Origin of the sequence: Arthrobacter jinronghuae (assembly GCF_025244825.1) — a bacterium.
Classification (GTDB): domain Bacteria; phylum Actinomycetota; class Actinomycetes; order Actinomycetales; family Micrococcaceae; genus Arthrobacter_B; species Arthrobacter_B jinronghuae.
In genome coordinates this window covers 2,935,645-2,956,972 of sequence record NZ_CP104263.1, presented here as the reverse complement: position 1 = coordinate 2,956,972, position 21,328 = coordinate 2,935,645, and the positions used below count along the sequence as shown (strand labels likewise).

At 65.7% G+C, this 21,328-nt stretch carries 23 protein-coding genes and 1 pseudogene; 19 read left to right on the top strand and 5 right to left on the bottom strand.

Annotated features, from left to right (window positions below; translation table 11 throughout):
* Positions 1 to 7: 7 nt before the first annotated feature.
* From exaC to N2K98_RS13850, 8 genes are all read left to right on the top strand, one after another.
* On the top strand, positions 8 to 1,531 hold the full coding sequence (exaC, locus tag N2K98_RS13885) for an acetaldehyde dehydrogenase ExaC (protein ID WP_255864971.1): 1,524 nt from the start codon (positions 8 to 10) through the stop codon (positions 1,529 to 1,531).
* 91 nt (positions 1,532 to 1,622) lie between these two features.
* Positions 1,623 to 2,633: an alcohol dehydrogenase AdhP gene (gene adhP / locus N2K98_RS13880; protein WP_255865024.1), complete on the top strand. Its 1,011-nt coding sequence runs from the start codon at positions 1,623 to 1,625 to the stop codon at positions 2,631 to 2,633.
* Positions 2,633 to 3,028, top strand: a complete 396-nt coding sequence (locus tag N2K98_RS13875) for a DUF779 domain-containing protein (protein ID WP_255796924.1) — start codon at positions 2,633 to 2,635, stop codon at positions 3,026 to 3,028. The genes adhP and N2K98_RS13875 overlap by 1 nt, the downstream gene beginning before the upstream one ends.
* A 102-nt stretch (positions 3,029 to 3,130) precedes the next feature.
* Positions 3,131 to 3,502 carry a hypothetical protein gene (locus N2K98_RS13870; RefSeq protein WP_255796925.1) on the top strand — a complete coding sequence of 124 codons (372 nt, stop codon included), beginning with the start codon at positions 3,131 to 3,133 and terminating at the stop codon, positions 3,500 to 3,502.
* Between the two features lie 105 nt (positions 3,503 to 3,607).
* Positions 3,608 to 4,228 carry a TetR/AcrR family transcriptional regulator gene (locus N2K98_RS13865; RefSeq protein WP_255864972.1) on the top strand — a complete coding sequence of 207 codons (621 nt, stop codon included), beginning with the start codon at positions 3,608 to 3,610 and terminating at the stop codon, positions 4,226 to 4,228.
* A gap of 269 nt (positions 4,229 to 4,497) precedes the next feature.
* Positions 4,498 to 4,797 carry a DUF4193 domain-containing protein gene (locus N2K98_RS13860; RefSeq protein WP_146360892.1) on the top strand — a complete coding sequence of 100 codons (300 nt, stop codon included), beginning with the start codon at positions 4,498 to 4,500 and terminating at the stop codon, positions 4,795 to 4,797.
* Positions 4,798 to 4,878: 81 nt separating this feature from the next.
* On the top strand, positions 4,879 to 5,532 hold the full coding sequence (locus N2K98_RS13855) for a nucleotidyltransferase family protein (protein WP_255864973.1): 654 nt from the start codon (positions 4,879 to 4,881) through the stop codon (positions 5,530 to 5,532).
* A 144-nt stretch (positions 5,533 to 5,676) separates the two neighbouring features.
* Positions 5,677 to 6,867 carry a TerC family protein gene (locus N2K98_RS13850; protein WP_255796928.1) on the top strand — a complete coding sequence of 397 codons (1,191 nt, stop codon included), beginning with the start codon at positions 5,677 to 5,679 and terminating at the stop codon, positions 6,865 to 6,867.
* Positions 6,868 to 7,000: 133 nt separating this feature from the next.
* Here N2K98_RS13850 and N2K98_RS13845 read toward each other — a convergent pair whose 3' ends face one another.
* Positions 7,001 to 7,624, bottom strand: coding sequence for a hypothetical protein (locus N2K98_RS13845; protein WP_255864974.1), 624 nt, complete (start codon positions 7,622 to 7,624; stop codon positions 7,001 to 7,003).
* A gap of 89 nt (positions 7,625 to 7,713) precedes the next feature.
* Between N2K98_RS13845 and N2K98_RS13840 the strand changes: the two genes are divergently transcribed.
* Positions 7,714 to 8,499 (top strand): glycosyltransferase family A protein, encoded by a 786-nt coding sequence (locus N2K98_RS13840; protein WP_255864975.1) that lies wholly within the window; start codon positions 7,714 to 7,716, stop codon positions 8,497 to 8,499.
* A 67-nt stretch (positions 8,500 to 8,566) separates the two neighbouring features.
* On the opposite strand, the gene idi is transcribed toward N2K98_RS13840, so the two are convergent.
* Positions 8,567 to 9,088: an isopentenyl-diphosphate Delta-isomerase gene (gene idi, locus N2K98_RS13835; RefSeq protein WP_255796931.1), complete on the bottom strand. Its 522-nt coding sequence runs from the start codon at positions 9,086 to 9,088 to the stop codon at positions 8,567 to 8,569.
* Positions 9,089 to 9,123: 35 nt separating this feature from the next.
* Between idi and N2K98_RS13830 the strand changes: the two are divergent.
* From N2K98_RS13830 to N2K98_RS13805, 6 genes and pseudogenes are all read left to right on the top strand, one after another.
* Positions 9,124 to 10,005, top strand: a pseudogene (locus N2K98_RS13830) (polyprenyl synthetase family protein); the annotation flags it as partial.
* A 189-nt stretch (positions 10,006 to 10,194) separates the two neighbouring features.
* A complete protein-coding gene (locus N2K98_RS13825; RefSeq protein ID WP_255864977.1) occupies positions 10,195 to 11,130 on the top strand; it encodes a phytoene/squalene synthase family protein in 936 nt (311 codons plus the stop codon).
* Positions 11,131 to 11,132: 2 nt separating this feature from the next.
* A complete protein-coding gene (gene crtI, locus N2K98_RS13820) occupies positions 11,133 to 12,812 on the top strand; it encodes a phytoene desaturase family protein (RefSeq protein ID WP_255865025.1) in 1,680 nt (559 codons plus the stop codon).
* Positions 12,812 to 13,234: a lycopene cyclase domain-containing protein gene (locus tag N2K98_RS13815; RefSeq protein WP_255864978.1), complete on the top strand. Its 423-nt coding sequence runs from the start codon at positions 12,812 to 12,814 to the stop codon at positions 13,232 to 13,234. Before crtI ends, N2K98_RS13815 begins: the two co-directional genes overlap by 1 nt.
* The gene (locus tag N2K98_RS13810) at positions 13,231 to 13,575 is read left to right on the top strand and encodes a lycopene cyclase domain-containing protein (RefSeq protein ID WP_255864979.1); all 345 of its coding nucleotides are present in this window, start codon (positions 13,231 to 13,233) and stop codon (positions 13,573 to 13,575) included. The genes N2K98_RS13815 and N2K98_RS13810 overlap by 4 nt, the downstream gene beginning before the upstream one ends.
* 35 nt (positions 13,576 to 13,610) lie before the next feature.
* Complete coding sequence (locus N2K98_RS13805; protein ID WP_255865026.1) at positions 13,611 to 14,459, top strand: prenyltransferase; 849 nt, start codon at positions 13,611 to 13,613, stop codon at positions 14,457 to 14,459.
* A 79-nt stretch (positions 14,460 to 14,538) separates the two neighbouring features.
* On the opposite strand, the gene N2K98_RS13800 is transcribed toward N2K98_RS13805, so the two are convergent.
* Positions 14,539 to 16,029 carry a catalase gene (locus N2K98_RS13800; protein ID WP_255796936.1) on the bottom strand — a complete coding sequence of 497 codons (1,491 nt, stop codon included), beginning with the start codon at positions 16,027 to 16,029 and terminating at the stop codon, positions 14,539 to 14,541.
* Between the two features lie 52 nt (positions 16,030 to 16,081).
* Positions 16,082 to 16,531 (bottom strand): Fur family transcriptional regulator, encoded by a 450-nt coding sequence (locus N2K98_RS13795; RefSeq protein ID WP_229950122.1) that lies wholly within the window; start codon positions 16,529 to 16,531, stop codon positions 16,082 to 16,084.
* A gap of 124 nt (positions 16,532 to 16,655) precedes the next feature.
* On the opposite strand from N2K98_RS13795, the gene N2K98_RS13790 reads away from it, so the two are divergent.
* Positions 16,656 to 17,444, top strand: coding sequence for an alpha/beta fold hydrolase (locus tag N2K98_RS13790; protein WP_255864980.1), 789 nt, complete (start codon positions 16,656 to 16,658; stop codon positions 17,442 to 17,444).
* On the top strand, positions 17,441 to 18,193 hold the full coding sequence (locus tag N2K98_RS13785) for an esterase/lipase family protein (RefSeq protein ID WP_255864981.1): 753 nt from the start codon (positions 17,441 to 17,443) through the stop codon (positions 18,191 to 18,193). Before N2K98_RS13790 ends, N2K98_RS13785 begins: the two co-directional genes overlap by 4 nt.
* Here the strand turns inward: N2K98_RS13785 and N2K98_RS13780 are convergent.
* Positions 18,190 to 18,933 (bottom strand): MBL fold metallo-hydrolase, encoded by a 744-nt coding sequence (locus tag N2K98_RS13780; RefSeq protein WP_255864982.1) that lies wholly within the window; start codon positions 18,931 to 18,933, stop codon positions 18,190 to 18,192. The genes N2K98_RS13785 and N2K98_RS13780 overlap by 4 nt on opposite strands.
* A 120-nt stretch (positions 18,934 to 19,053) precedes the next feature.
* On the opposite strand from N2K98_RS13780, the gene N2K98_RS13775 reads away from it, so the two are divergent.
* Together N2K98_RS13775 and htpX are read left to right on the top strand one after the other, a co-directional pair.
* Positions 19,054 to 20,325: an MFS transporter gene (locus tag N2K98_RS13775; protein WP_255864983.1), complete on the top strand. Its 1,272-nt coding sequence runs from the start codon at positions 19,054 to 19,056 to the stop codon at positions 20,323 to 20,325.
* 105 nt (positions 20,326 to 20,430) lie between these two features.
* On the top strand, positions 20,431 to 21,303 hold the full coding sequence (gene htpX / locus N2K98_RS13770) for a zinc metalloprotease HtpX (protein ID WP_255796941.1): 873 nt from the start codon (positions 20,431 to 20,433) through the stop codon (positions 21,301 to 21,303).
* The last annotated feature ends 25 nt before the right edge of the window (positions 21,304 to 21,328 follow it).

The following is a 21,328-nucleotide window of genomic DNA, read 5'->3' as shown; positions in this document are numbered from 1 at the left end:
GCGCAAAATGACCGTTTACGCACAACCAGGCACCGAAGGATCAAAAGTCACCTTCAAACCGCGCTACGACAACTGGATCGGCGGGGAATGGGTGGCGCCGGTCAAGGGGGAGTACTTCGAGAACATTTCGCCGATTAACGGCCGGGCATTCTGCGAAGTGGCCCGCGGTACATCTGCCGACATCGATCTCGCGCTGGACGCCGCCCACAAGGCAGCGGGTGCCTGGGGCAAGACGGCGGTAGCCGAACGGGCACTGGTCCTGACCCGCATCGCGGACCGGATCGAAGCCAATCTCGAAATGCTGGCCGTCGCCGAAACCTGGGACAACGGCAAACCGATCCGGGAAGTCCTGGCCGCGGACCTGCCGCTGGCCATTGACCACTTCCGCTACTTTGCCGGCGCTATCCGCGCCCAGGAGGGCGGTATCTCCCAGATCGATGACAACACCACCTCGTACCACTTCCACGAGCCGCTGGGAGTTGTGGGACAGATCATTCCGTGGAACTTCCCCATCCTCATGGCCGTCTGGAAACTCGCTCCGGCGCTCGCCGCAGGCAACGCCATTGTGCTGAAGCCCGCTGAGCAGACGCCGACGTCGATCCTGGTCCTGATGGAACTCATCGCGGACCTGCTGCCGGCAGGCGTGCTGAACGTGGTGAACGGCTTCGGTGTGGAGGCGGGCAAACCCCTGGCATCCTCGAACCGGATCCGGAAGATCGCCTTCACCGGTGAGACCACTACGGGCCGGCTTATCATGCAGTACGCCAGCCAGAACCTGATTCCGGTCACCCTCGAACTGGGCGGCAAGAGCCCGAACATCTTCTTCGCCGACGTCGCCGCCGCCGATGACTCGTTCTACGACAAGGCACTCGAAGGCTTCAACATGTTCGCCCTGAACCAGGGCGAGGTCTGCACCTGCCCGTCCCGCGCACTGGTCCAGGACTCCATGTATGACTCCTTCATGGCGGACGCACTGGCCCGCACGGCACAGATGATTCAGGGCAATCCCCTCGATACCAACACCATGGTGGGTGCACAGGCGTCCAACGACCAGTTGGAGAAGATCCTCTCCTACCTGGATATCGGCAAGCAGGAGGGCGCACGGGTCCTCGCCGGAGGCGAGCGCGCCCACTTCGACGGCGACCTTGCCGGGGGCTTCTACGTCCAGCCCACCGTCTTCGAGGGCACCAACAACATGCGCATCTTCCAGGAGGAAATCTTCGGTCCGGTGGTTTCCGTGACCCGGTTCTCCGATTACGGGGAGGCCATGGCCATCGCCAACGACACCTTGTACGGCCTTGGTGCCGGTGTATGGTCCCGGGACGGCAACACCGCCTACCGGGCCGGACGCGACATCCAGGCCGGCCGGGTATGGGTGAACAATTACCACGCCTATCCCGCCCATTCCGCTTTCGGCGGCTACAAGTCCTCCGGCATCGGCCGCGAGAACCATGCCATGATGCTGGACCACTACCAGCAGACCAAGAACCTGCTGGTCAGCTACGCCGAAAACAAGCAGGGGTTCTTCTAAGCGGTCCCCGGACCTGCCTAGGCTTGGGTGTCACTCACTTTCCACTGGAACTTCCCTAGACCGCTGATGGAACGAGGACCCCATGGCCAGCATGCAGGCAGCAGTAGTGAACCAACTCGGTGAAGGCCTCTCCATCGAGGAAATGGCGGTGCTTGAACCAGGTCCGGGCCAGGCGCTCGTCAAGCTGGTGGCATCGGGTGTATGCCATACAGATCTGCATGCCGCAGACGGTGACTGGCCCGTGAAGCCGACTCCGCCGTTCATCCCCGGCCATGAGGGGGTAGGTGAGGTGGTGCAGGTCGGTGAAGGGGTCACCGACCTGCACCCGGGCGACATGGTGGGCAATGCCTGGCTCGCCTACGCCTGCGGTGTATGCGAGTACTGCCGGACCGGCTGGGAAACCCTGTGTGAGCAGCAGAAGAACAGTGGTTACTCCGTGGACGGCTCCTTCGGCCAGTACATGCTGGTGGATGCGCGTTTTGCGGCGCGCATTCCTGAAGGGGCCGATCCGCAGGAAATTGCTCCCGTCCTCTGCGCAGGCGTCACGGTCTACAAAGGACTGAAAGTCAGCGAGGCACGGCCCGGTCAGTGGGTCGTCATCTCCGGCATAGGCGGGCTGGGACACGTGGCAGTGCAATATGCCATTGCCATGGGACTGCGCGTCGCCGCCGTGGATATCGCAGATGACAAGCTGGAGCTGGCCACGAGGTACGGAGCCGAGGTTGTGGTCAATGCGCGCAACGAGGACCCGGCAGAGGTTATCCAGGAAAAGATCGGCGGTGCGCACGCAGTACTTGTCACCGCGGTGCATCCGACAGCCTTTGGACAGGCCATCGGCATGGCCCGGCGCGGGGGAACGATTGTGTTTGTCGGGTTGCCGCCGGGGGACTTCCCGGCCCCGATCTTTGACACTGTGCTTAAGGGCCTCACCATCCGGGGGTCGATCGTGGGTACCCGCCAGGACCTGGCGGAGGCAATCGACTTCTACGACCGCGGACTGATCCACCCCAACATCAGCATCCGCAGCCTGGAAGAGATTAATGACGTGATGACTGAACTCCGAGAAGGCCGCGTCGATGGCCGTGTGGTGATTGGATACTGATGGATTCTTCGCTTGCTTCCCCGCTGGATGCGGCTGCCGCACTGCCCGGGGAGACTTTCTCCCGGGTGGCGCTGACGCCGCAGGCACAGGCCCTGCTGCTGCAGCTACGGCCCATCCACGGTGCGCTGATGTTTCACCAATCCGGAGGCTGCTGTGACGGGTCCTCACCCATGTGCTTTCCGAAGGGGGAGTTTCTCACTTCAGATGCCGATGTCCTTCTGGGGGTTTTCGACCTGGCGGGCGAGGAATTGGAGTTCTGGATGTCGCGTGAACAGTTTGAGTACTGGAAGCACACCCATCTGACCGTGGATGTTGTCTCCGGACGGGGAAGTGGGTTTTCCGTGGAAGCACCTGAGGGCAAACGCTTCCTTATCCGGTCCCGTCTGCTTGACTAGGATCCAAATAGTAAGCTGACTGTTGAACCTGCCGTTTTGAACGGTAGGGTGCAGTGGACGGAACTTATCAAGGCCCCGTGAGGGCAGGAGAAGAGGAAGACCATGGTAAAGAAGTTTGTATTTCTGGCGGGCGCGGGTGTTGGTTACCTGGTTGGCTCCAAGGGCGGCCGCGAAAAGCTGATGCAGCTTTGGAATGACCCGAAGGTGCAGGAAACCGTTTCCCACGGCACCGATTGGGCGAAGGAAAAGGCGCCGGGCCTGCAGGACAAGGTTACGGGCGTCGCCAAGGATGCCGCCTCCAAGGTCACCGGTTCCAGCAGCGGATCCGGCTCTTCCGGCAGCACCGGATCCGGCTCCGCCGGGTCCACCGCGAGCACGGGTTCTTCCGCTGCCGGCAGCACGGGAACCAATGGTTCCTACACCTCCGGCGGCGAGCAGAAGATGTCTCCGGCTGAACCGCAGCCCGAGGCATAACCGCAAAGAGCAAGAGAGGCACCGGACAGGTAGGCGAAGGCCTGCTTGTCCGGTGCTTTTCTGTGCCCCTTGCCCGCCGTGCAAACTTGCACCTAGTGTATGGGCGTGGCAGCAGGAGAAACGGCCGCCCCTTCACGGCGGGAGCGGAACAAATCGGTGACACGCGCAGCCATCGCTGCGGCTGCCCTCAGCCTGGTCCGCAGTAACGGACCGGGCAATTTCACGGTCGACGACATCGCGGAGCGGGCCGGTGTCTCCCGCAGGACGTTCTTCAACTATTTTTCCAGTACTGAAGCATCGCTCACGGTGGCCATGGAAGGCTTCCTGGAAACCGTGCTGGGCCAGTTTGAGTTACGCCCGCAGGACGAAAACGTCGTGGAATCCATGCTGCAGGCACTGACTGCGCCGGCGGATCCGGAGCGGCTGGCGGTGACCGCCGAGCTTTACGCCATTGCCCAGGACAACCCGGAAATGATGCGGTTCCAGCTCGAGGCCTGGAACCGGGCGGAACAGCGCATTGTCTCTTCCATCCGGCAGCGACTGGGTGATGCCGCCGATCCCTTTTACATCTCCTGCCTGGTCGGATCTGTGCTGACCTGCGGACGCAGTGCGTTTGCGCAGTGGGAACGGCGCACGCAGGGCGCAATCAACCCGGAGTCACTCAAGCTGCTGGAAGAGCTGTTTGCTGAAGCGATTGGTTTCCTCCGCAACGGATTCAATCGTTAGCGACTCCCGCCGAAAAAGCGGAACCTGCACGGCTGGATGCACGTTGAGGTAGGGAAGGGCGCTCAGAGGACCGCACCGGGACCCCCGATGGGCTTCCGGTCGCAGCGCGCGTTACGGTAGCCGTGGAACCGGGTGCCACGTCCGAAGAAAGAAAGTTGCAACTGAACGGTCCACGGGAATAGTACGCAACCGTACATCCGTTATGTTCGGCTAGTATCGAGTGCCCCGGAAACAAACACAACTACGGATTTGGAGTGTGAGCCGAGAAAATGGCTACAGATTATGACGCGCCGCGCAAGACTGAGGAAGAAGCCGGACCGGCTTCTATCGAAGAGCTTCAGGCACGGCGCAGCGACAAGCAGTCTGCCGTAGTTGACGTGGACGAGACCGAGGCGGCTGAAGGATTTGAACTGCCCGGCGCAGACCTGTCCGGTGAAGAACTGCTTGTCCGCGTCGTGCCGCCGCAGGAAGACGAGTTCACCTGCAACTCCTGCTTCCTGGTCCGCCACCGCTCCCAGCTGGCCGTCGAAAAGAACGGCCTGGCCTACTGCAAGGACTGTGAAGGATAACTACCCGAAAACTCAGCCGTCGCACCATCCAAGGGTGCGGCGGCTGCCTGTTTAAGCCGGGCCCGGAGTAAGGACAGACGAATGAGCGGAACGACGACGGCGGTCCTGCTGGCTGCCGGTGCCGGCACACGCCTCGGCCGCGGGCCCAAGGCACTGCTGCCCTTCCGCGGGCGGCCGCTGATTGAACATCAGGTGGAGGTGCTGCTGGCCGGCGGGTGCACCAAAGTGGTCGCGGTGCTGGGCGCCGGGAGCACGGAAATCCTGGCCTCTGTTCGGCTGCAGGGCGCTGAACCAGTTGTTAATCCACAGTGGGAGCTGGGAATGGGCACCAGTTACCGGTGCGGGATCCTGGCGGCGCTGGCCCAGGAACCGGCAGCCGCGATCCTCGTGGCCCTGGTGGACCAGCCCGGCTTAACCCCGGCCGTGGTCTCGCGCGTCCTCGCGGCGGGGCGGCGCGGCAGAATCGCCGCCGCCGGCTACCGGGGGCCGGACGGCCGGTTGCGGCGCGGGCACCCTGTTCTGTTGGATGCTTCCCTGGCCTCGCGAAGCCTGGAACGGGATGCGCGTTATTCAGGGGCTGAACTTGCAGGGGAAGGGAAGCCGGGAGCCGGTCCGGATTCCGGGGCGCGTGCGTTCCTGGCTGCCCACCCGGAACTCCTGGACGTCGTGGATTGTTCCGACCTGGCCGACGGGCGGGACGTGGACTGCGAAGCGGACCTTCCCCTGTTAGACTGATTGCTTCGTAGGGGAGTATCCCAAAACGCAGATATCCGTCAACACGTGGAGCACCGACGCTCCGCCGGGTTCAGCGGCCAGCCTATCCAGGATGGCGGGAGAGACCTATGCTCCTTCGGCATACCCTACGAAAGCAGATATTTCATGACTGTTTCCCCCTTGGTCTGGGGAGTGACCATTGTGGTCATCCTGGCCCTATTGGCCTTTGATTACTTCTTCCACATCCGCAAGGCTCACATCCCTACGCTGAAGGAAGCGGCCATTTGGTCCTCCATTTACGTAGGTCTCGCCTTAATCTTCGGCGGTGTTGTCTGGGTCCTTGGCGGATCCCAGATGGGCACCGAGTATTTCGCCGGGTACATCACCGAGAAAGCACTCTCGGTAGACAACCTGTTTGTTTTCCTGATCATCATGGCGAGCTTCCGCGTTCCCCGTGAGGACCAGCAGAAGGTCCTGCTGTTCGGCATCGTCTTCTCCCTGATCGCCCGTACCGCCTTCATCCTTCTCGGCGCCGCGCTGATCAACTCCTTCTCCTGGGTCTTCTACATCTTCGGTTTGATCCTGCTGATCACGGCGGGCAACCTGCTCAAGCCTGAAAGCACCGAGGGCGACGACGAAGCCAACAACTTCATCATTCGCCTGGCCCGGAAGATCTTCCATACGTCGGATAGCTACGACGGCGACAAGCTGTTCACCATGGAGAACGGCAAGCGCGTCCTCACCCCGATGCTGCTGGTCATGGTGGCCATCGGCGGTACCGACATCCTCTTCGCGCTCGACTCGATCCCTGCTATCTTCGGCCTGACGCAGAACGTCTTCATTGTCTTCACCGCCACGGCGTTCTCCCTGATGGGCCTGCGCCAGCTCTACTTCCTCATCGACGGACTGCTCGACCGCCTGATCTACCTCAGCTACGGCCTGGCCACCATCCTGGCCTTCATCGGCGTCAAGCTTGTCCTGCACGCCCTGCATGAGAACACGCTGCCCTTCATCAACGGCGGCGAGCATGTTTCGGTCGTGGAGATCACCACCGGCCTCTCGCTCTCCGTCATTGTGGGCGTCCTGCTGGTGACCGTTGTTGCGTCCCTGGTCAGCCCCGCCGGCAAGGCCATGACCGCCGTCAACAACGCGCGGCGCCATGCAGATGCCTACCTGGACCTGCACTACACGGCTGATCCCGAAGAGCGTGAGCGGGTCTACAAGGCCCTGTGCGATGAAGAGCAGGACATCCTGAAGATGGACCTCAAGTACCGCGACAAGGTCAAGGACATCGAAGAAATCCGCGAAACCGTAGCCCGCGCCCACAGCGAGCACGAGCGGTACCTCTCCCGCTAGCGAGAACAGCCGGCGGTGATCCGCCAGCAGTACCGGGCATTCCGGGCAGCCACCGCTGCCCGGGATGCCCTTCGCGGTTAAGCGCGTGAACCCGGTGCCACAAGTCGGCTAGCGGCGGCGCGCGGGCCCCGGGCTAGCGGCGGGTACGATGCGGCACCGGGGCAATCCGCCGAGCACCGGACCGGCGGACCGCAAAACCCAGGCACAGGCCCGCGGCCAGGGCTCCCAACCCTGCGGCGGCCAGATCTCCCATGGTGTCCGCATATCCGACATTGATGCTTGCATCCACGTACGTGTGGCCCCACCACTCACCGATCTCCCAAAGCACACTCATCCCCAGTCCCAGCGCCAGCACCAGCAGCGGAACCACCACGGGGAGCGAGGGGGAATGCCGGTGCGGGCGCTGGACCGCCGGTACCGCGCCGAACTGCACCAGCAGGAAATAGGCAATCACGGCCAGCGCGCCGGTGGCGGCGAAGTGGACGGCGAGATCCCACCAGGAGACGCGGGCGTAGAGGTCCGCTACGCTGCTCCACGCTGCAACCAGCAGGACCAGGCCGTAGGCGGCGTCGAAACCGGGGAAGACCGCCAGTGCCCGGGAGACCAGAAGTCCCAGCAGCACCAGCAGGAACAGGGCCGTTTCCACCGGTCCCAGCAGTACCAGTGACGCCAGGACGCTGAGCACTCCCAGTGCACGTATCGCGTCGGCTAGGTATTCCTTCCGGGATTCCGGCGGGCGGAGCAGTGCATCGATCATCCTCATACGGTAGCCCGGTGCCGGCCACGGAAGCAGTGGGCACCGGAAACCGGCCCGGAGAACCAGCGGCCCCGCGCTAAACTCAGCCCATGCCTTCTGAGCTTCCGGCAGTTTCCGTGGTCATCCCGTGCCGCAATGATGCAGTCCTGCTGGAAGCGTGCCTGCAGTCGCTCGCGCGGCAGAGCCTGCCGCCCCGGGAAATAGTGGTGGTGGACAACAACAGCAGCGATGCCAGCGCAGAGGTTGCCCGGAGGTTCGGCGCCCGAGTGGTTTTCGAACCGGCTGCTGGAATCCCTGCCGCTGCCGGCGCCGGGTACGACGCCGCCGCGGAGCGCCTCGACCCGGACGCCGTTATTGCGCGGTGTGACGCCGACTGCGTCCTGCCCCCGGATTGGATTGCGCGCATAGCTGAAGCTTTCGCTGCCGACCCGAAGTTGGAAGTGCTTAGCGGGCCCGGTGTTTTCTACGGGATGCCCCGCCTCTCGGCGCTGCTGCTTTCCCGGTTGTATCTGGGGTCCTATTACCTGGCGATGGGTTCAGCGCTGGCCCACTGGCCGTTTTTCGGCTCGAACCTGGCTCTGCGCGCCGGGACCTGGCAGGCCGTCAGCGGCGAGGTGCACCGAAACGATGCGCAGATGCACGACGACGTCTGCCTCAGCTTCCATCTCGGCCAAGGTCGTCGCTGCCGCCGGGATCCGCATCTGACTGTGGGGATGGCGCCGCGCGCGGTGCAAAGCCGGGCAAACGTGGCCCTGCGCTTCCGCCGGGCCTTCCACACCCTGGCCGGCCACTGGCCCCAGGAGTACCCCTGGGTTCGCTGGACCAGGAGGTTCGCGGGCAGCAAAGCCGCAGTACCCACCGCACCGGCGAACTGAGCACCTCCGGCGTACCTGCCTGAGTGCCCGCGCACCGGCGAACTGAGCACCTCCGGCGGAACCGGTTCTAGGGGTAGAGCAGCGGAAGCTGCAGCACCAGCCAGGGACTGAATGCCCACGGCGTCAGCCGAACCGCCGGAACGAGCTGCGCCGGATCCGCCCACTCCCAGTCCATGACCTCGTCCGGTGCGGGGACCGGATCGGCGTCGGCCACGGCCGTGTAAACGGGGCAGATCTCATGCTCGACAATCCCCGAGGCATCCACGGCACGGTAACGGAAATCCGGCAGCCGCAGCGTCAGGTCCCGCACCTCCAGCCCCAGCTCACGCCGGGCGCGCCGGTTCACCGCGTCCTCCGTAGCCTCCCCGGGACCGGGGTGGCCGCAGAAGGAATTTGTCCAGACTCCAGGCCAGGTCAGCTTCGACATTGCACGGCGGGTGACCAGCAATTCGCCTCGCGTATTGAAGACGTGGGTGGAGAACGCCAGATGCAGCGGAGTGTCAGTGGTATGCACGCCGGCTTTGTCCCGAGTGCCCACGGGACGGCCGTCATTGTCGACCAGAACCACGCGTTCTGAGCCGTCTGTCATTTCTTCCCCTAGTCCCATACGTGTTTACTTTACCTATGCAGACCCACCCCCCGCTCGACTTGTCTATCGGCCAGGACCTGGTCGAGACCGTCCTGAACCGGTTCTACGAGCGGGCCAAAGCCCGGGCCGCGAAACTGGGACCCGGCTACCTCTCACTGTGGCAGGCGCTGGAAAATTCGACTGCCGGAGGTAAGCGGGTCCGCCCGCGCATCCTTTTGACGGCCTACCTGAATCTCGGCGGCACCGACACGGCGGCAGCTGCCAGGGTAGGCGCCGCCTTCGAACTGCTGCATACGGCACTGATCGTGCACGACGACGTGATCGACCTGGATTTCACCCGCCGGGGACTCGAAAACGTCTCCGGTGTCTATCGGGGGCTGGCCACCGCTGCGGGCGTTGAAGCCGGCGCAGCCCGGCACCGGGGCCTCTCCGCCGGGGTCATCGCGGGGGACCTGGCGCTGACCGGTGCTTTCCGCCTGCTGGGCAGTGCCGAGGTGGACACGGACGTCCGGGAGCGGCTGGCCGAGATCCTGGACGACGCCGTCTTCGCGTCCGCCGGCGGAGAGCTGATCGACGTAGACCTTTCCTTCCACCCGGACGCTCCGCCCATCGCCGAGATCCTGCACATGGAGCGGCTCAAGACCGCTGTCTACTCCTTCGAAGCACCGCTGCAGGCCGGAGCGGTACTGGCCGGGGCATCGAACGACGTCGTGACGACCCTCGGCCTCTTCGGCCGGGACATCGGGATTGCCTACCAGGTGGTGGATGACCTGCTGGGGGTGTTCGGCACGGAGAGCACCACGGGCAAGTCCAGTTTTTCGGACCTGCGCGAGGGAAAGCGCACGGTGCTGGTCTCCTATGTTGCACGGAAACCGGAATGGGCGGAACTCTCGGGCCTGATCGGGAACTCCGAGCTGACCGCCCGCGATGCCGCCCGCGCCCGGGAACTGCTCGTCTCCTCCGGTGCCCGGGACCATGCGCAGCAGCTGGTGCGCGAATATGCGGACCGGGCGCGCCAACACCTGGACTGCCCTGCGGTCACCCCCGGGCTGCGCGCCGCACTGTCGACAGTGGTCGACGACGCCGTGAACCGGGGACGGTAGTCCGTGGCACCTGAGCAGGGCCTGTCCCTCTATAACGCCGTTGCGCGCAGGACGTCGGCCGTGCTGATCCGGTCCTATTCGACGTCGTTCGGGCTGGCCTCCCGGCTGTTGCCGGCCCGGACGCGCCTGCAGATTGAAACCGTCTACGCGCTGGTCCGGCTGGCGGACGAGATTGTCGACGGCGTGGCGGCGGCCGCACTGGTGCCCCGCACGGAGATCGGCGGGTTGCTTGACGAGCTGGAGGCGGACACGGAACGTGCCCTGCACACGGGCTACAGCGTCAATCTGGTGGTCCATGCGTTCGCGCTGACAGCGAGGGAAGCCGGCATCGGGACGGATCTCACCCGTCCGTTCTTCGCCTCGATGCGGGCAGACCTGGACCAGGTGGAACACACTGAAGCCAGCTTCAACGAGTACGTCTACGGCTCCGCCGAAGTGATCGGGCTGATGTGCCTGCAGTGTTTCCTCGACGGAGTTCCGCTGCCCGATGACCAGGCCAAGCGGCTGCGTGAGGGCGCCCAACGCCTGGGGGCGGCCTTCCAGAAGGTTAACTTCCTGCGGGATCTCGCCCAGGACTTCGAGGCCCTGGGACGCAGCTATTTCCCCGGCGTCACTGTGGCAGCGTTCAGCGAAGCGGACAAGCACCGGATCCTGGACGGGATTGATGCTGATCTGCTGGTTTCGGGTGCCGCGGTGGCGGAACTCCCGGCAAACTGCAGGGCCGCCGTCGCGCTGGCCCAGGACCTGTTCGGTGAATTGGCCCGCCGGCTCCGGAACACACCCGCCGAACAGCTGCGCACCTCCAGGGTGCGGGTACCGAACCCAGTGAAGGTCCGCATCGCAGCGCGTGCGGTCCTGACCCGCCGAGTCGCCGGTCCTGCCGGGCTCCGGCACCACGGCGAAAACCCAGCTGTCCCGGGAAACGAAAGGCAACCATGAGTATGCGTCCGCGCACCGCCGTCGTGATCGGCGGCGGAATTACCGGACTGGCCACCGCGGCACTGCTGTCGCGGGAAGGCCTGGAGGTCACGGTGCTGGAGAAGCAGCCGGAGACTGGGGGACGGGCCGGCAGCTGGGAGACCGGAGGCTTCCGCTTTGACACGGGACCGTCCTGGTACCTCATGCCCGAGGTCTTCGACCACTTCTTTAGGCTGCTGGGCACCTCCGCTGCGGAACAGTTGGAGCTGGTCCGGCTGGATCCGGGGTACCGGGTGCTCTTCGAGGACACCGCCGAACCGGTGGACGTGGCCGCCACCCGGGACGGCAACATCGCGTTGTTCGAGTCGCTGGAACCCGGTGCCGGAGCCCGGCTCGAGGAATACCTCGAGTCCGCCGAGGAGGTCTACGCCATGGCCAAGAAACGGTTCCTGTATACAACGTTCGCCTCGTTCCTGCCGCTGCTGCGCCCTGATGTCCTGCGCAGCGGCCCCCGGCTCGCCAGGCTGCTGCTGGAACCGCTGAGCACCTTCGTTGCCCGGCGTTTCACGGATCCCCGGATCCGGCAGATCCTGGGCTACCCGGCCGTTTTCCTGGGCTCCTCGCCGTTCACCACGCCCAGCATGTACCACCTGATGAGCCGGCTGGACCTGGCCGACGGGGTGCTTTATCCCATGGGCGGCTTCCACCGGATAGTTTCGGTCATTTCCGACCTGGCGCGGGCCGAGGGCAGCCGGGTCATCACCGGGGCCGAGGTCACCCGGATCCGTACTTCCGCTCCGGCCGCCGCCAAGAGCGGACGGCCCCGCTTCCCCCGCCGCAAACCCCGGGCCGTGGGCGTGGAGTACCGGGATGCCGCCGGCTCACTGGTGTCGCTGGACGCGGACCTGGTGGTTTCCGCAGCGGATCTGCACCATACGGAGACCGCCCTCCTGCCCCGGGCACTGCAGACCTATCCGGAGGAATACTGGGAGCACCGGGTCCCCGGTCCCGGCGGGCTGCTGCTCCATCTCGGCGTGCAGGGGCAGCTGCCGCAGCTGGAACACCACACCCTGCTGTTCACCCGGGACTGGGAAGCCAACTTCCAAAAGATTTTCGGCCAGGAGACCTCCGTGCCGGATCCGGCCTCGCTGTACGTCTGCCGTCCAAGCGCGACGGACCCCGATGCCGCGCCGGAAGGACACGAAAACCTGTTTGTCCTGGTGCCGGTGCCTTCGGATCCGTCGCTGGGAGCCGGAGGGATTGACGGCGCCGGGGATCCCCGGATCGAGAAGATGGCCGACGCCGTCATCGAGCAGCTCTCGTCCTGGGCCGGAATACCCGACCTGGCCGAGCGCATCATTATCCGCCGAACCGTGGGCCCGCAGGACTTTGTCGCCGACCTCAATTCCTGGCGGGGAACCCTGCTGGGACCGGCGCACATCCTGAAGCAAAGCGCGTTCTTCCGCGGAACGAACGCCAGCCGGAAGGTGGAGGGGCTGCTGTACGCCGGCGGGTCCACCCTGCCGGGCATCGGCCTGCCTATGTGCCTGATAAGTGCGGAGCTCGTGCTCAAGCGGCTGCGCGGGGAAACGGGCACCGAGGCCCTGCCGGAGCCCGCACCGTGGGCGGCACAGGTGTCATCGAGCCAACTGCCGGGAGGGGAGCCCCCGGCCCCGCAGCCGTCGGCAGAGGCGGGAACGTAATGGGCGTCCTCTACCTGCTTTTCCTGCTGCTGTCGCTGGGCTGCATGGTGCTGCTGGATCACCGGTTCCGGCTGTTCTTCTTCGCCAACGCACGGCGGGCAGCCGTAGTACTGGCGATCGGACTGCTGTTCTTCACCGGCTGGGACCTGGCCGGCATCGGCTCCGACATCTTCTACCGCGGCGAGACCCCGTTTATGCTCGGCCTGACTTTGGCACCGCACCTGCCCGTGGAGGAGATCTTTTTCCTGGCCTTCCTTTGCTACCTGACCATGGTGGTCTTCGGTCTGGTGCGGCTGCTTGCGGAACGAACCGCGGAACGAACCGGGGAACGAACAGGGGAACGGGCAGCGAAACGAACCCAAACCACGGAACAGGCCAGCGAACACCCGGGCCGCAGGCCGGCGGAAAGGACGCAGCCGTGACCTACTGGACCCTCAATGCCTTCTTCCTCGTTCCGGCGGCGCTGATCTGCGCAGCAGCCCTGCTGCGTCGGAACCGCCCGCGGTACTTTGCAGCCGCGGCGGCCGTTACCGCCGTCGTCCTGCTGGTCCTGACTGCTGTCTTCGACAACCTCATGATCCGGGTGGGCCTCTTCTGGTACAACGAGGACCGCATTTCCGGTGCCTTTGCCGGCGCCGCGCCGCTGGAGGATTTTGCCTACCCCCTGGCGGCCGTCCTGCTGCTGCCGGCGCTCTGGGTGCTGCTGCCCGGACGTGCCCCCGCCCCGGGAGGCGCCAAGCCGGACACTAAGGAAACGCCGTGAGCACCGCCGCCACCGGAACCAGGGGAACCCTGCGCATGCTGCTGGTGTCCTCGCGGCCGCTCTCCTGGGTGAACACGGCGTATCCCTTCGCCGCGGCGTATCTGCTCACCACCGGGCGGATCGACCTGACCTGGGTGATCGGAACCCTGTACTTCCTGGTTCCCTACAACCTGGCGATGTACGGCATCAATGACGTTTTCGACTACGAGTCGGACCTGCATAATCCGCGCAAGGGCGGAGTGGAAGGCGCCGTCCTGGACCGAGGCTTCCACCGCACTACGCTGTGGGCAGCGGTTCTCACGAACGTGCCGTTCCTCGCCGCCCTGGTCCTGCTCGGAAGCCCGCTGTCCTGGCTCGTGCTGGGCGTGAGCGTCTTTGCAGTGATCGCCTACAGTGCACCCGGGCTGCGGTTCAAGGAACGCCCCTTCCTGGATTCGATGACGTCGAGCACCCACTTCGTCAGCCCTGCCGTGTACGGGCTGGTCCTGGCCGGTGCGGTATTCACGCCGGGGCTTTGGGCGGTGCTGGGGGCGTTCTTCCTCTGGGGCATGGCGAGCCAGGCCTTCGGCGCGGTGCAGGACGTGGTGCCGGACCGCGAGGCCGGCATCGGATCCATTGCCACGGTGCTGGGGGCGCGGCCGGTGGTGGTGCTCGCCGCCGCTGCCTATCTGGCGGCCGGCCTGCTGATGCTGCTGACTCCCTGGCCGGCGATGCTGGGCGGGCTGCTGGCACTGCCCTACATCCTGAACCTGGTTCCGTTCCTGCGCATCACCGACGCCGGGTCGGGCAGTGCGAACGCCGGCTGGAAACGGTTCCTGAAGCTGAACTTCCTCACCGGTTTCCTGGTGACGCTGCTGATCATCTGGTACTGGCCTACCCGGTAGGAGGCAGGACATACAGCAGCGGCCGGCCCCCGAAGGGACCGGCCGCTGCTGGTTACTGCTGGTTTAGCGGGTGCTGGAATTACTCAGCAACGCCCACGAACTCGGCCTTTTCGTTGGCCGTGGTCTCGCCCTGTGCCAGGGAAAGGCGCAGCTTCTCGCCCAGGACCGCGTCAACGTTGGTCCAGTACTGGATCGCAGCTTCGCGGATGTGCGGACGCTTCACGCCGGAGATGGCGCCGGTGATGGTTTCCAGGAAACGCTGCTTGGCGGCGTCGTCGAAAACCTCGCGGTACAGCGTGCCGGCCTGGCCGAAGTCGCTGTCCTCGGAGTGCAGGGTCGCAGCGGAACGCACCAGGGCGCCGTCGTTCTCCCAGCTTCCCGCACCGGCCAGCGCTGCGTCGGCCGCGGGGCCGCCCAGCGTGTTCGGAGCGTAGACCGGAGTCTCCGGGGAGTTGTAGGAGAAGCGCATGGCGCCGTCCTGCGAGTAGTTGTTAACCGGAGCCTTCGGCGCGTTGACCGGCAGCTGGTTGTAGTTGGCGCCGATGCGGTAACGCTGGGCATCCGGGTAGGAGAAGATGCGGGCCATCAGCATCTTGTCCGGGCTGGCGTCGATGCCGGGAACCAGGTTCGCGGGGGACAGGGCAACCTGTTCGATCTGCGCGAAGAAGTTCTCCGGGTTGCGGTTCAGGGTGTGGGTACCCACCTTGATCAGCGGGTAGTCCGCGTGCGGCCAGACCTTGGTCAGGTCGAACGGGTTGAACCGGTATGTCTTGGCATCTTCGTACGGCATGACCTGCACGTGCAGGTCCCAGGACGGGAAGTTGCCGGCCTCGATGGCCTCGTACAGGTCGCGGCGGTAGTAGTCGGCGTCGGCGCCGGCAATCTTCTCGGCCTCGGCACCGGTAATTTCGTGGTTGCCCTGGTTGGACGTGAAGTGGTACTTCACCCAGAAGCGTTCGCCGGCGGCGTTGATCCACTGGTAGGTGTGCGAGCCGAAGCCGGGCATTTCACGCCACGAGGTCGGCAGGCCGCGGTCGCCCATCAGGTACGTGACCTGGTGTGCGGACTCGGGGGAGTTGGTCCAGAAGTCCCACTGCATGTCCGCATCGCGCAGGCCGGAGCCCGGCAGGCGCTTCTGCGAGTGGATGAAGTCCGGGAACTTGATGCCGTCGCGGATGAAGAACACCGGAGTGTTGTTACCGACGATGTCGTAGTTGCCCTCGGTGGTGTAGAAACGCAGCGCGAAACCGCGTACGTCGCGCCAGGTGTCGGGGGAACCCATTTCACCGGCAACCGAGGAGAACCGCTGGACGGTTTCGGTGGTGGTGCCGGGCTGGAAAACAGCGGCACGCGTGTACTTGGAGACATCCTCGGTGACAACGAACTCACCGAATGCGCCGCCGCCCTTGGCGTGCACGATGCGCTCCGGAATGCGCTCCCGGTTGAACTGCGCCAGCTTCTCGACCAGGTAACGGTCGTGAAGGGCAATGGCGCCGTCGGCGCCGGTGCTCAGCGAGTGTGCGTCGCTGGCAACCGGGGTGCCGGTCTGCGTGGTGGTGAAGTTGGACATACTGGTTCTTTCTCTGGTGCTGACAAAAGGGAGGAAAGGCTTTGGGTGCGTGCTACGAGGCTGCGGCGGCGCAGTCTGTGCAGATCCCGCGGTAGAGCACATCCGCAATCTGGATGGTCATACCGTGTGTGTTTCCGGGGGTGAGGCAGGGAGCGTGGCCGACGGCGCAGTCCACGTCCTCGATCCGCCCGCATCCGGTGCAGATCGCGTGATGGTGGTTGTCATTCACGCGGGTCTCGTACCGGGCCGGAGAATCGGGGGTTTCGATCTTCCGCAGCAGGCCGGTTTCGGTGAGGTCCGCCAGGACCACATAGACGGACTGCAGGGAAATGTCCGGAAGTTCCTGACGCACGCTGGCCGCGACGTCGTCCGCTACCGAGTGCGGTGCGGTGTCAACAGCACGCAGCACGGCAAGGCGCTGCTTGGTGACGCGGCGGCCGTGGGAGCGCAGCTCGTCGGACCACCTGGCGGTGGTTTCCTCTGCAGCTGCGTTTGTGGTCATGTCCAACATCCTAGCCTTATTTTGAATTATTCATAATAAGGATCGCCTAACCTGCTCCGGCGCCGGTACGCTGGCCTTAAAGCGTCCCGACAAGCGTCTCGACGAAACAGGAAGCAGAGGCACAGTGCCTGCAGCAGAAGCTCGAACGGGATTCCAGCGCGTCACGGTAGGGGACACGCACGTGGATATCCGCACCTACCGCCGCTTTGACGACGCCGGAACACCAGACTGGACCGAAACCCGCACCGAGGTGGTCCTGGTGCACGGGATCGGCGCCTCGGAGCGGTACTACCGCCCGCTGATCTGGGAACTGGCCCGCAACTCCATCGTCCATACCCTCGAGCTGCCCGGTTTCGGCTCCACCCCGAAGCCGCGCAGGCAGCTGCAGATGGAAGAGTTCGGACGCATCGCCGCAGAGGCGCTCGATACCGCCGGCATCCGCGGCGCCCAGTGGGTGGGCCATTCCATGGGTTGCCAGGTAGTGGTGGAGATGGCGCTCGCCGCCCCGGACGCGGCCTCGTCAGTGGTCCTGCTGGGGCCGACCATCAACGACGCCGAGCGCTCCGCCCCGCTGCAGGCACTGCGGCTGATGCAGGACTGCATGGGCGAACCTCCGGCCGTCAATTACATCCTGGTCACCGACTACCTGCGTGCCGGTCCCCGCTGGTACTTGTCCACGCTGCCCGTGATGATCCGCCACCGCCTCGAGGAGCGGATCGGCGAGGTAAAGCCTCCGGTCCTGCTGGTGCGCGGCGGGAAGGACCCCGTGGTGCGCGCCGACTGGCTGGCCCGGCTGGCCCTTGCCCGGCCGGGCGCGGTGACGGCGGAAATCCCCGGCCAGCCGCACGTGGTGATGTACACCCGCCCGAAGGAAACCGCCGAGCTGATGCGCACGGCGGCCGCCGTCCAGTGACGTCTCCACGCCCCGGTGTCCGTCCGCGCCGGCAGGGACGGATCTTCCGGTGGGCGCGGCAGGCGCGGGGCTGGGCCTCGGATTATCTATACGTGGCGTACTGGCAGGTGCACGGCTTCATCTTCCGCCGGGACCCGGCGGCGTATCTGCATCCGGAGGGTGCGGTGCGGGCTCCGGTGGTGCTGATCCCCGGCGTCTACGAAAACTGGCAGTTCCTGCGCCCGCTGGCCGACTACCTCTATGAGAGGGGCCATCCGGTGCACACCGTGGCGCCGCTGGGCTACAACCGCGGCTCCATCGAGGACATGGCGGTGCTGGTGGAACGATACCTGGCGGAGGCGAACCTGCAGGGCGTCCTGGTGCTGGCACACAGCAAGGGCGGGCTGATCGGCAAGCACCTGATGACCCTCCCCGACGGCGGCGCGCGGGTGGACCGCATGATCGCCGTCAACACGCCCTTCTCCGGCTCGGTCTATGCCAACCTGTTTCCGCTCGCGGCGATCCGCGCCTTCTCGCCCCGGGACCCGTTCCTGCAGAAGCTCCTGCGCAACGAGGACGTAAACGCCCGGATCACTTCGGTGTACAGCAGCTTTGATCCGCATATCCCGGCCGGGAGCCACCTAACCGGGGCGCGGAACATCCAACTGGAAACCATGGGGCATTTCCGCCCCATCGGGGATTCCCGGCTACTGGAGGTCCTGGCGCAGGACCTGGACGACGCCGCGTCCCGGAGCGGCGAACAGGGCTAGGACGCGCCGCGGGCCAGAGCCTGTTCCACGGCCGCCGCCGAGCCGTCCCGCCACGGCTCCCCGTGCCCGGTGAGCAGCAGGGGAGCATCGGTCTCCGCCAGCAGGGAGAGGGAGGCGAGCGCCTGGGCACTGTCAGCGGTGGCGGCACCCGAAACGATCTGCGGCCCCTTGGCGCCGGTGTAGGGATCGAGGGTGACCAGCGAATCGCCGCTGATCAGGGCCCCGCGGTCCGGATAGTGCAGGGCCACGTGGCCGGCGGTATGCCCGGGCGTGTACAGGATCCGTGGCCTGCCCGGCAGTGCGTCCCCGGATTTCGGGGTAAGGCTGTGCAGGTCGGTCACGCCGCGCACGTTCAGTGCCCCGGCGAGGGTCATCGCGCCCAGGACGGGAACCGACTTGGGATAGCGCAGCGGATACAGGAACCGGTTGGTCTCGTGCCGGTAGCGGTAGGGGTGCGCGGCAATGTACCGGTCGGCGTCGTGCACCAGGATGGGCGTGCGGTACTCCTGCCGCAGCCGTGCGGCAGTGCCCACGTGGTCGAAATGCGCGTGTGTCAGCACCAGCGCCCGGACATCGCCGGCGCCGTAGCCCAACTCGTCCAGCGCGCCGGTAAGGTGCGGCCACATTCCCGGCAGGCCGGCGTCGATCACCGCCACGCCGTCGTCGTCCTCGACCAGGTAGACATTCACGTGGGCATGCTCAATGCGGTGGATTCCTTCGGCAACGTTGCGGGTAAACACAGCGGTTACTCCTTCGGCAGGGTGCGGGGAAATCGGTTTCGTCTTATCCTAAGCATGCTTTCTATTAGGGTGCGCGTGTGGTGCGCCGGAACCGGCCCGGCAGGCCCCTAGACTGCTCTGGTGCCAAGACTGCTCGCTGACCTCACGCCCCTGCGCGAAAGCCCCGAATTCCGCCGGCTCTGGACCGGAACCGCGCTCTCCGCCGTCGGAACCCAGCTCACCCTCGTGGCGGTCAGCCTGGAGGTCTACGAGCTGACGAAATCCAGCTTCAACGTCGGGCTGCTCGGGCTGGTGGGCCTGGTGCCCCTGGTCCTGGCCGGGCTGTACGGCGGATCGGTGGTGGACGCGTATGACCGGCGCAAGGTTGCACTGTTCTCGTCGGGCCTGCTCTGGCTCAGCACGATCGGGATAGCAGCCCAGGCCTGGGCCGGGGTCGGCAACGTCTGGCTGCTGTACTTCCTCGTGGCCGTCAATGCAGGGGCGGGCGGGCTGAACCAGCCGGCGCGCAGCGCCATCATCCCCCGCCTGGTCCGTCCCGAACTGCTGCCCGCCGCCAATGCGCTGAGCATGATGACCTTCGGTCTGGCCATGACTGCCGGGCCCCTGCTGGCCGGAGTGCTGGTGGCCCGGGTGGGTTACGGCTGGACCTACACCATCGACGTCGTCACCTTCACCGCCGCCATGTGGGCGCTGTACCGGCTGGCGCCCATGCCGCCGGTGGGCAAGGTGCAGAAGGCGGGGCTGGGCTCCGTGCTGGAGGGGTTCCGGTTCCTGGGCACCCGTCCCAACATCCGCATGACTTTCGTGGTGGACCTGTGCGCCATGGTGTTTGCCCAGCCCCGTGCGCTGCTCCCGGCGATCGGGGCGCTGATGCTCGGCGGCGGCGCCACCACCGTGGGGGTGCTGCTGGCGGCCACCGCCGTGGGCGCCTTCCTCGCCGGCTTGTTTTCCGGGCCGCTCGGGCTGGTGCGCCGGCAGGGCCTGGCCGTGCTCTGGTCCGTAGCGGCCTGGGGCCTGTCGGTGACGGCGTTCGGCGTCGTGGTGGTGCTGGCCGGCTCCAACGACGGCGCGGTCCCCTCCCGGTGGCTCATTCCCGCGGCGCTCGCGATGGCCTGTGCCGGGATAGCCGATTCCATCAGCGGTGTCTTCCGGTCCACGATCCTGCAGTCCGCCACCCCGGACGCCATGCGCGGCAGGCTGCAGGGTGTGTTCGTGGTGGTGGTGGCCGGCGGACCGCGGCTGGGCGACCTGGTGGCAGGCGTGGACGCCTCCCTGGTCGGGGAGGGCTGGGCGGCAGTGCTGGGCGGACTGATCTGTCTGGCCCTGGTGGTGGTGCTGGCGCGCAGCCAGCCCCGGTTTGCACGGTACGACGCACAGCATCCGGAGCCCTGAACCCTCGTCGGAGCAGGAACAGTCCGGCCCGGTTAAACGTTGAAGTATATGCATTTACCGGACGCTGCGGGCCTGAAACGGCCTGCCTGAAAGGACTTTGTACCCGTGCACCGACATTTCAACGGCCTCAAGACGGCAGCCCTGTTCGGCGTGCTTTTCGCCGTGCTGCTGGGAATCGGGGCCCTGCTTTCAAGTGGAACCGGAAGCCCGGCGTTTATCTGGGTTTTCCTCGTCATCGGCCTGGCCACCACCGCGTACAGCTACTGGAACAGTGACAAGCTCGCCATCCGGGCAATGCGTGCCGTGCCCGTCACCGAGGCGCAGGCACCGGAGATGTACCGGATTGTCCGTGAGCTTTCCCTGCAGGCCGGGGAGCCCATGCCCCGGCTCTACATTTCGCCCACCATGGCGCCCAACGCCTTCGCCACCGGCCGCAACCCGCAGCACGCTGCGGTGTGCTGCACGCAGGGCATCCTGGCGCTGCTGAACGAGCGTGAGCTGCGCGGCGTGCTCGGCCACGAGCTGATGCATGTCTACAACCGGGACATCCTGACCTCCTCCGTGGCGGCTGCCATTGCCGGCGTCATCACCTCGCTGGGGCAGTTCCTGCTCTTCTTCGGGGGCGGGGACCGGCGCAATGCCAACCCGCTGGCCATGATTGCCATGGCCGTCCTGGCGCCGATGGCCGCGTCGCTGATCCAGATGGCTATCGGCAGGACCCGCGAGTACGACGCCGACGAAGACGGTGCGAAGCTCACCAACGATCCGCTGGCGCTCGCCTCGGCCCTGCGCAAGCTGGAGAGCGGAACCCAGCGCGCTCCGCTGCCGAGCAATGACCAGAAGCTGGCCAACACCTCCCACCTGATGATCGCCAACCCGTTCCGTGCGGGTGTGCGCGGCCTGCTGGCCACCCATCCGCCGATGGCGGACCGCATCCAGCGGCTGGAACGGATGGCCGGCCGCACCCTGGGCGCCTGACGCGGTGCTGATCCGTCATCCGCTG